The sequence below is a fragment of the Acinetobacter lwoffii genome, assembly GCF_022809915.1.
Lineage (GTDB): Bacteria > Pseudomonadota > Gammaproteobacteria > Pseudomonadales > Moraxellaceae > Acinetobacter > Acinetobacter lwoffii_M.
In genome coordinates this window covers 1-8994 of sequence record NZ_JALGQY010000052.1, presented here as the reverse complement: position 1 = coordinate 8994, position 8994 = coordinate 1, and the positions used below count along the sequence as shown (strand labels likewise).

12 protein-coding genes are annotated in these 8994 nt (G+C 36.2%); 8 read left to right on the top strand and 4 right to left on the bottom strand.

Annotated elements, in window-relative coordinates; all coding sequences use genetic code 11:
• A partial coding sequence (locus tag MTX11_RS15850; protein ID WP_243475560.1) for a SulP family inorganic anion transporter occupies positions 1 to 699 on the top strand: 699 nt, incomplete at its 5' end.
• Positions 700 to 905: 206 nt separating this feature from the next.
• Here MTX11_RS15850 and MTX11_RS15845 read toward each other — a convergent pair.
• The 3 genes from MTX11_RS15845 to repM form a co-directional block, all read right to left on the bottom strand.
• A complete protein-coding gene (locus MTX11_RS15845) occupies positions 906 to 1133 on the bottom strand; it encodes a hypothetical protein (RefSeq protein ID WP_000555568.1) in 228 nt (75 codons plus the stop codon).
• A 387-nt stretch (positions 1134 to 1520) separates the two neighbouring features.
• On the bottom strand, positions 1521 to 2078 hold the full coding sequence (locus MTX11_RS15840; protein ID WP_240664393.1) for a plasmid replication DNA-binding protein: 558 nt from the start codon (positions 2076 to 2078) through the stop codon (positions 1521 to 1523).
• 60 nt (positions 2079 to 2138) lie between these two features.
• Positions 2139 to 3089: a replication initiation protein RepM gene (repM, locus tag MTX11_RS15835; protein WP_005225810.1), complete on the bottom strand. Its 951-nt coding sequence runs from the start codon at positions 3087 to 3089 to the stop codon at positions 2139 to 2141.
• A 303-nt stretch (positions 3090 to 3392) separates the two neighbouring features.
• On the opposite strand from repM, the gene MTX11_RS15830 reads away from it, so the two are divergent.
• Positions 3393 to 3572, top strand: coding sequence for a hypothetical protein (locus MTX11_RS15830; RefSeq protein ID WP_005261369.1), 180 nt, complete (start codon positions 3393 to 3395; stop codon positions 3570 to 3572).
• Positions 3573 to 3701: 129 nt separating this feature from the next.
• On the opposite strand, the gene mobQ is transcribed toward MTX11_RS15830, so the two are convergent.
• A complete protein-coding gene (gene mobQ / locus MTX11_RS15825) occupies positions 3702 to 5138 on the bottom strand; it encodes a MobQ family relaxase (protein ID WP_243475559.1) in 1437 nt (478 codons plus the stop codon).
• 209 nt (positions 5139 to 5347) lie between these two features.
• Between mobQ and MTX11_RS15820 the strand changes: the two genes are divergently transcribed.
• The 6 genes from MTX11_RS15820 (at position 5348) to nadS (ending at position 8467) form a co-directional block, all read left to right on the top strand.
• Complete coding sequence (locus MTX11_RS15820) at positions 5348 to 5614, top strand: hypothetical protein (protein ID WP_006581723.1); 267 nt, start codon at positions 5348 to 5350, stop codon at positions 5612 to 5614.
• A 17-nt stretch (positions 5615 to 5631) separates the two neighbouring features.
• Entirely contained in the window at positions 5632 to 5763 is a 132-nt protein-coding gene (locus tag MTX11_RS16630; protein ID WP_254894336.1) for a hypothetical protein, read from the top strand.
• Between the two features lie 207 nt (positions 5764 to 5970).
• Positions 5971 to 6471: a YqhA family protein gene (locus tag MTX11_RS15815; RefSeq protein ID WP_164543315.1), complete on the top strand. Its 501-nt coding sequence runs from the start codon at positions 5971 to 5973 to the stop codon at positions 6469 to 6471.
• Between the two features lie 253 nt (positions 6472 to 6724).
• Entirely contained in the window at positions 6725 to 7702 is a 978-nt protein-coding gene (locus MTX11_RS15810; RefSeq protein ID WP_004761028.1) for a TerC family protein, read from the top strand.
• A gap of 179 nt (positions 7703 to 7881) precedes the next feature.
• Positions 7882 to 8202 (top strand): type II toxin-antitoxin system RelE/ParE family toxin, encoded by a 321-nt coding sequence (locus MTX11_RS15805; protein ID WP_000897309.1) that lies wholly within the window; start codon positions 7882 to 7884, stop codon positions 8200 to 8202.
• Complete coding sequence (nadS, locus tag MTX11_RS15800) at positions 8195 to 8467, top strand: NadS family protein (RefSeq protein WP_004896911.1); 273 nt, start codon at positions 8195 to 8197, stop codon at positions 8465 to 8467. Before MTX11_RS15805 ends, nadS begins: the two co-directional genes overlap by 8 nt.
• Positions 8468 to 8994 lie beyond the last annotated feature (527 nt).

Genomic DNA, 8994 nt, shown 5'->3' with positions numbered 1-8994 from the left:
GATAAATATCAGGAATGTAAGGGACAAGGGATTGCGAATATTGCTTCTGGCTTTATGGGTGGCATGGCCGGTTGTGCAATGATTGGTCAATCTATGATTAACGTAAAATCAGGTGGCCTTACACGCTTATCAACATTCTCTGCGGGCATTTTTCTTCTTATTCTGGTTGTATTTATCAGTGACTGGCTCAAAGTGATTCCAATGGCTGCATTGGTAGCGGTAATGATAATGGTCTCTATCAGTACCTTTGAATGGAGTTCTGTCACTCAGTTAAAAGATAATCCTAAGAGCAGTAATTTCGTCATGATTGCGACGGTGATTGTAGTTGTTGCTACGCATAACCTGGCTTTGGGTGTGTTAACAGGCGTATTACTTTCAGCCTTGTTCCTGGCGAATAAACTTGAAAATGATATCCAGGTGACAGCATCTTTTGAAGGAATGGCCCGTTTATATGAGTTGAGAGGTCAGATCTTCTTTAGTTCTTCTGAAAAATTCATGCAAGGTTTTGACTTTAAAGAGGATGTAAAGGATGTGATTATTGATTTGACCCATTCTCACATTTGGGATGTAACATCAGTCGCCATGCTTGATTCTGTTGTAAAAAAATTTCAAAAGAATGGTGTGAATGTCACTGTGCGTGGCTTAAATGAAGCCAGCTCTATCATGATTGATAAGTATGGAACACATGCCAGAATCTAAGCGCAGGAGATTTTACGTTTATGTAGAATCTCTAAAATTAACACAATACACCTTATACGAAGTCAAAAAAATATATCTATATGATAATTAATGAAATTGTAAAACCTATTCATAATGAACATTATGTAAAATGGAGATGATAGAAGTGTACTCACTAGTACACTTCTATCATAAAAAAGAGAGCTGCCAGCTCTCTTTTTTATGTTTTATTCAAAATGAAGTTGATATTTATCCGTCGTAATCTTGATCTTGAGGTTCTTATATTTTCGTTTTGTGGCACTCAGGGCTGAATCTGTCACTTCTGCATGAAATTTAGGGTCATTCATTAGATCATGAAATAGTTTATATCCAATCAATAACTTACTGGATTTTTTCTTTTCCTTTAGATCATTTTCAATCAACTGATCCAATTCTTTTACAGAAAAACTATGCATATTACCCTCTATAGTATCTTTCTGATAAAACACCATACAGACTTAGTAAGAGAATTTAAAGCTTATTAGATAATTGATATTTATGAAATTGTGAGAAAGATAATATATTAGATTTATCTATTTAAGTTAAGTTTTTCTAAAAATAACATAATACACCTTATACGAAATGCTTGATATTTCTCTTTAAATATCAGTATATTAAAGTAAGCCGTTTTGGAGTATAGGGCACCAGAACGGCTTTTTATTGATTATTCATGTTCCACGCTTAAATATTGAACAATGTTCCACGGTTTTATTCAGTCTTAATAAACCTCATCCGGTTTTTTGGTGAGTCATTATTTCATGTGCTTGCACTGAAATTGGCCCATCAAAAAATTGGAGTCCTGGCTAACCATAAGGAAGAAAAAAACGGCTCAGGAAACCCCTTTTTTTTGGTTCAGGCTCAACGTGTTCTGGAACAGGGATACGTTTATTGTCTTTCTGAGGAGTAGTCAATTCGTCATAGTTTGACTCGGTCTGTGGCCGAGGATCTGTTGCTATATTCGAATTAGTAGATTCATTTAGTTTATTAATATTTTCTTGTTTTGGCTGTTCTAAGGTGCCTTTAAACTCAATTCTATGAGTAAGATCTTCAATATGTTGCATCAAAGACTTTTCTCTTTGATTTGCTAAATCTAACTGATTTTTGAGTAAAGAAATTTGATCTTTTAATACACTTTCAACCTCAGATTGAACGTGTACTTGTACATCCTTCTGAACTTGTTCAGTACGTGTACTGGACTGAACACCGACTGGATTGCCATAAACTCTGATAAGTTCAGATAAGTCTATAAGACCATCATGATCTCTTGATAATTCACCATTTTTTAAAGCCTCATATATTGTTGTACGTGATTTTTTAAAGGCTTTACTTGCATCCATGACGCTGAATTTTGTTGTGTTCAATGTAATCCCTCAGTGCGTGTACAAGGATGTTCATGTGAACATCCAATCTGAACATGAAGTTTATTTTGTATTAAATCCTACTTTCTTTAGATATGGCAGTAATTCTTCAATTTTAAGTGGATCCTGCAACATTTCGGCAATGCGAACAGCAAATTGAGAGTAACTTTCTGTACCTTGAGAATATTTATTCATCTCGGTAAGCTCAGAGAGTTTATTAGCAAAAAGATAACGTTGCGAATCAGTCATTTTTAAAACTATAGGTTGTATAGCTATATCTGACTTCTTTGGTTGCTTTCTAATTTTATAGGTAAACTCAAATCCTATAATTTTTTTCCCTGCCTTCTTATTAGTATATTGAAGGTTATATATATCGCAGGCTTTGCTCTTATTTATTTGAGTGACAGCTAAGTCCAGGACATTGTCTTTTAGATTTGACATAGTTTTATATTTATTTTCGATACCGAACCTAGATCGAAGATCGTCCAACTCTAGAAAAACTTTTTGCTCTTTATAGTTCTGCACTTCTTTAAGAATTTCATATAAGCGATTGGCATATTGGCTGCTTAAATCAACCGTATGTTGAAGATCAATTTGAGTAAATTTATTAGCTAGCTCACTTACAAATGGTAAGACGTCATTAGCAAATTGAATTTCAATTCTAGCTTCACCTTCAAGATATCCCTTCATTTGAATAAATCTATATGTTCTAACGTGTTTTTTAGTATTTGAGATTTCTCGCTCTAATGTGAACTGGCGTTCAAATAAAGTATCTACAGCCGTTCTAAGGGCTTTATAACCGCCATCTATGGTGTCTGAAAACAGATCTGCATATTCATGAGCTGAAATGGTAATTGGTACATTATTATCTAATGTAATCTTATTAGAACGAATTTTTGATAAAGCGATATTGAACAATCTATGCTCAACAACAGTCATTTTATAATGAGCTTTTACTAAATCATTTGCTTTAGAGACAAGAATCGACATGTCTAAATTTTCTGAACGGCTCATTCTTATTTCCCTATAAACATTATATGGATTTACCAAAATCTAGATAAATTTTTCACTTAGGGAATCATCATAACAATACTCATTTAAATAGTAAAATAAAAACCTATGTTTATGCGGATAAAACCTATGTTTGAAACGGATAAAACCTATGTTTGAAACGGATAAAACCTATGTTTATACGGATAAAACCTATGTTTGAAACGGATAAAACCTATGTTTATACCACCATAATATATTGAAAACAAAAAAGAAAAAATGCTTCAAATATTAAATATTATAAATATAAAATAAAAAAGAAAATTCATGAAAATTGCCCTTGGTTTTCGCTTCGCTCAAACTCTATTGAATCTCGCTTTCGCTCGATTCGTCGGGGCAATTTTTGGTTCATATTTTCGTGAATTTGAGAAAAAGCAAAAGCAAGATCAAAAGCAGCTCGGAATTCGCTTCGCTCATGAGCTTTTTTTCTCGCTACGCTCGATTTAAGAATCAAACTTGGAAAGTTCGCACCCATGCGGGATGCTCTGTAGGGTAGGTGATTAATGGATAGGGAGCTTGTAATCAGGGAAAGGGATGGGCAAATTTTTTCAGTTCGCTCGTAGACACTCGCTCTGTTTAGCGACTCATGCCACTAGATTTCATTTTAGGCGCATGTTGCTGTGCTTTGAGCTGTTGTTCCTGTCTGAGTTTCATCTGTTGTTCTGCTTTGATCTCATCCACACATTTTTTAATGACTTGATAGGATGGGTATAGAGTCTGGTATTGCTTGGCTTTGGCTGGATGTTGTTGTTGGTACTGCTTCCAGGCATGTTCTTTAAACTTTTCATTTTCCAATAAATCCTTCACACCATGTTTTTTCTGGTGTTCATGCTGACCTTTCAGCTTTTTGTGCTCCTGGTAAATCGCATCACGTTGGGCTTCCCAGGCTTTTTTTCCAAACAGTAAGGGTTTGTTCTGAGTTAATTCGTTGTGTTGATCGACCAGGCTTTGCAATTTGTCATGACTTTGCTTGAGTCCGCTTTTCACGATCTCCTGGGCAAGCTGCTGATTGAACTCATTTTGATGTTTGTGGTGCTTGGTCAGGGTTATTTCGGCTTGTTTGAGATTACGCTGCATGAAATCCAGGTCTAGATTCGCGTCTTTTGCGCTGATTTCGCGTTTTAGCACTTTGCCAAGGGTTTCCCTCTGTTTTTCCTCAAACAGGGCTTTTTCGTCAATTGGTGGCGTTTTAGCGCTATTTTTGATTTGGATCTGCTGTTCTGTTTTCAGTGTGCTGAGTTTGATCTCATTTTCAGCAATCAGCAGATCCATATTTTTGCCGTATTGCAGCTGAGCCTGATTTCTCTGTTTGATTTCATCATTGCTGCGGCTGATTTCGGTCTCAATCCCTTTTCGGCGTAGTTCGGTGACTTTCGGTCCTTCGTGCAGGGTCGCTTCCAGGCCATTCTCCTGGTCTTTGTAGCTGCGGTGGTCGACTCGGGCGGTGTATCCGGCCAGATCCAGGTGCATATTGCAGATATCGGCAAAGTGTTCGCGCCAGTGTTCGATTTCTCCACTGTGTTTCTGATCCAGTTCCCGGGTTTTCTCGGTAAAACCTTCGGGAGTGAGCTTGCGTGTGCTCATCAGGATATGGGCGTGATAATTGCGTTCATCGCTGCCGGATCCGGTATGCGGTGCATGGATACAGGCATCGACGGCCACCTGATGTCTGTCCACGATACTGGCGCATAGCTCTTCGAGCATGGCCAGGCGTTGTTCCTGATTTAATTCACTTGGAAAAGCGATTTCAAATTCTCGGGCAACTGTCGAGTTTTTTCGGGTTTCCCGTTGTTCAACTTCGTTCCAGAGTCTTTCCCGGTTTTTTAAATGTTCTGGTGCGCCTTCGGGTAAATAAATTTCTTTATATTCCACACCTGTTTTTCGGCTGTAATCATGTTCTCGGCCCTCACGTTCACAATAGATCTTTTCACCTGCCCGATAGGCAATCGCAGCAGTAGCGGAACGCCCTGCTGATCGTGCTACGGTTTTGACTGAAAAGTGGTAAATCGCCATGCCTGTTTTTCGCTTTTAAATTTTCACATAGTGAAATACAACCGTGTATACGGTTGTCGGGGTATTGGGGAGTCCCCAATCGGACTTGCAAACGAAGTTTGCATAAGTGCGCTCTTCGAGGAAAACATTACTATACATATAGCACCTTGAATGCATATTCAAGTGCGCTTATGTTAGGGATGGTTTCCCAGGATGATGGTATTGGATTAATGAGCGTTACTGAAACACTAGACAGCAAAATTAAAGCCCAGGAAGAAAAGCTGAAACAGCTTAAAGCTCAAAGACAGGCAGCACTTGCAAGAGAACGTGCTAAAGAGAAAGAACAGGCTCGTAAAGATGATACTAGACGCAAAATTCTAATCGGATCTTGTATGCTAAAAATCACTGAAGAAGATGAACAGGCCCGGGCAAAATTGATTGCACAGATGGACAAGTATTTGACTGATGAACGTGATCGTAAGCTCTTTAATTTATAAGTGATAGGAAATCAATCATGGCATTGAGCCAATTCGATATTATTAAGTCTTTAGGTGAATCTATTGAATGGTTTGAAAAAGAACTCTCTTGGGGAATGCCTATTGCAGAATTAAGGCATTTAACAGGAAGAATTGGGAACTTTATGTAGCTATGATGACCTTAGGACAATTAGCTGATTCAGTTAATCAGAGAGGTTATGATGTAGTTTCCAGTACTGGACGGCTTTGTTGCACAAAGATATCATAACTATATGATTTTAAAAGTTTTGATTATTTTTTGATCCAAAATTAAATTTATTTAAATCAGATGCTTACATATTTATGCAACAAAGCCTCATTTTAAGGGATGTTATCAAGTGCTACAAAATTTTTTTGAAAAGAGTAGATTTTTAGTTATTATAGTTATTATAAATTGCATAATATCTTCTATTTTTTTATATTTATCAACTATATATCTTCTAATTGATGCAATAATTTTTATTATAAAAAATATATATGCAACTAATTTTGAAGTAAAAATAGTTGTTGTTAAATTTTTAAAAATCCTCGATGTCTCGTTAATTGCTATTACATTTCATTTAATTTCAGCAGGTTTTTATAAATTATTTATTCAACAAGCTATTTTTGACAATAGTTCTTTTTTTAAGACACTATCAATTAATAAGTTTCATGATCTAAAAGTTATTATATTACATGTATCTATTGTAGTTATAGTCATCTTGTTTTTAGAAGATCTTGTTGTTTTTGGTGGAACTTTAGCCAACTTATATGCTGGTATTTCTTCTAGCCTAGTCATATTAGCAATAATTTTTACTTGTAAGCTATTCGATAATGATCATCACAAAGACGATGAATAACTTAAATCGCAAGGACTCATTTATAATTACTCTTTTATTTGAGCATTTAATTGAAGTTAAGATTAGAGATCGTCATGTATTGAGAAAAAATGTCTGATTCAAACTTCACTAAACTCAAAATTGCGTCAAAGATTGCAGCTTCAAATAGAAATACTGCACTCTTTCTTTAATCAAAAAATCTGCATGCTTGGTTTTTCCATAAGAAAAAAACCAAAAAATGATCCAATATTCTTAGTATAAGCAGAGGAAAACTATGGACGTTCTATTTTCGAATTTTTTAGATAAACCTGTTTGGATGTGGATTTTCTTTATCCTTATTGTACTTGTCCTGCTTATTCTAGATCTTGGAGTATTTCATCGTAAGGTAAGAGAGATTGGTGTTAAAGAAAGCTTAGCACTATCAGCATTTTATATTACATTAGGTTTACTTTTCGGCGCATGGGTGTGGTGGTATCTCGGACCCACGGCAGGGATTAACTATGTAACCGGTTTTGTAATTGAAAAATCATTAGCGATGGATAATATCTTTGTCATTGCAATGATTTTTTCATATTTCTCGATACCAAGAATTTATCAGCATAGAGTCTTATTTTGGGGAATTATAGGTGTAATTTTTCTAAGAGCTATCATGATTGGCGTGGGCGCAACACTGGTCAGCCAATTTTCATGGGTTCTTTATATATTTGCAGCCTTTCTTATTTTTACAGGGATAAAAATGTGGCTAAGTGTTGATAAAGAATATGAAGTCGGAAATTCTCCTATTTTGAACTTTATTAAAAAAAGATTTCGTGTCACTGAGCAGCTTCATGCAGAGAAGTTCTGGGTGAAAAAGATTGATCCAAAAACTAACCAATTAACCTGGTTTATGACACCACTTTTTCTAGCCTTGATCATGATTGAATTTGTAGATCTGATCTTTGCAATAGATAGTGTTCCTGCGATTTTTGCGATTACGACAGATCCATTTATTGTTTATACTTCAAATATTTTCGCAATTTTGGGATTACGTGCTTTATATTTTGCCCTATCAGCAATGGTCGACCGCTTCCATTATTTGAAGTACGCATTAGCAGTATTGTTAGTCTTTATTGGATCAAAAATTTTTATAGCTGATGGATTAGGTATAGCAAAAATTCCACCGCCAGTCTCCCTTTCGATCACGTTCATCATCTTGTTTACAGGAATTCTATACTCTCTTTGGAAAACAAAAGATCAAAGTACTCATAGGTAAAAATTACAATCCTTTAAATAATTAATAGCTACCAATAAAACAGTGGCTGTTAATTATTCTGATTATAAGTTTTCCTAAAATTAACATAATACGGATTATGCGAAACGAGAGCCTACTGCTCTCGTTTTTTCATTCTAGAACTGCTAAACTTCTTATACGCCATTGACGTACTCCAACCTATGTTATTCATTGAAACCAGTATTTTTACCAAGCAAATTAAAGAGCTTGTGAGTGATGAAGAGTATCGTCAGCTCCAGCAAGATCTCTTGGTACAGCCTGATAAGGGCGACTTAATCAAGAATGGCGGTGGAATTCGTAAAGTACGCTGTGCTCAAGGCAATAAAGGTAAAAGTGGTGGTATCCGGGTGATCTATTATTGGGTCACAGAGGATGATCAGATCTTTTTCCTGGTGGCTTATCCAAAGTCTGTGAAAGATAACCTGACAGACAAAGAGACCTCTATTTTGCGTCAATTAGTGAAGGAGCAATTTCATGGATAACAACTTATTTGATGACTTGGTTGCTTCAATCAAAGAAGCTGGTGCCATCAAACGCAATGAAATGAAAGCAAGCCGGGTAACTGAGCTTGAATTGCCAGATATTAAGGAAGTACGTGAGAAAACTGGCTTAACCCAAGCAGAGTTTGCTGCACGTTTGCATATCAGTGCGAGAACCCTGCAAAACTGGGAACAAGGCCGTCGTTACCCGACTGGTCCTGCAGCAACCTTAATTCGTATCCTGGATGCTCATCCAACTCTAATTTAAGAAGTTTAGATAGTAAAAAACCCCGGCATCCTGCCGGGGTTTTTCATATTGGGTTGCTAGGTATGACTCCTGTCTTACCTCACGTTCCTGGTGCGATCTTTCTTGTTCTTGTTATTTGGAACATCCTGTTCTCTATGTACCCATCATAGGAAAATTCCAGTATTCCGGGTAGCCGCAAAGAACCGGAATTAACGTAAGCCTAAGCGTACAAAATAGCCTAAATTTTATCCACAGCAATTGGGGATAATTTCAAAGCCAGGAAGCTGATGAAATGGGTTTTGTCTACCAAATTGATTATTTTTTGATCAAATTTACTGGCAAAATGTTACAGATCCGCTTAAAAACTCACCAACTTATTACAAAAGCCACTTTTTGTGCATTTGGTGATCAGGGTTAAAATTTTAAGTGATTGATTTTTATACTCATATACAAGTGTACTTCGTATAACCGCCATTATGTTAAATAGCATAAAAAGGGACCTCAGATTTGGGTCCCTTTTATCTAAATTATTTGTATGCTTGGATAGA

Excerpts from the sequence above, each read along its gene's own strand:
- MTX11_RS15845 (WP_000555568.1), bottom strand. The coding sequence starts at position 1,133 with ATGCATAGTTTTTCTGTAAAAGAATTGGATCAGTTGATTGAAAATGAT.
- repM (WP_005225810.1), bottom strand. The coding sequence starts at position 3,089 with ATGAGCCGTTCAGAAAATTTAGACATGTCGATTCTTGTCTCTAAAGCA.
- MTX11_RS15830 (WP_005261369.1), top strand. The coding sequence starts at position 3,393 with ATGAAAATTGCCCTTGGTTTTCGCTTCGCTCAAACTCTATTGAATCTC.
- mobQ (WP_243475559.1), bottom strand. The coding sequence starts at position 5,138 with ATGGCGATTTACCACTTTTCAGTCAAAACCGTAGCACGATCAGCAGGG.
- MTX11_RS15820 (WP_006581723.1), top strand. The coding sequence starts at position 5,348 with ATGAGCGTTACTGAAACACTAGACAGCAAAATTAAAGCCCAGGAAGAA.
- MTX11_RS16630 (WP_254894336.1), top strand. The coding sequence starts at position 5,632 with ATGGCATTGAGCCAATTCGATATTATTAAGTCTTTAGGTGAATCTATT.
- MTX11_RS15810 (WP_004761028.1), top strand. The coding sequence starts at position 6,725 with ATGGACGTTCTATTTTCGAATTTTTTAGATAAACCTGTTTGGATGTGG.
- MTX11_RS15805 (WP_000897309.1), top strand. The coding sequence starts at position 7,882 with ATGTTATTCATTGAAACCAGTATTTTTACCAAGCAAATTAAAGAGCTT.
- nadS (WP_004896911.1), top strand. The coding sequence starts at position 8,195 with ATGGATAACAACTTATTTGATGACTTGGTTGCTTCAATCAAAGAAGCT.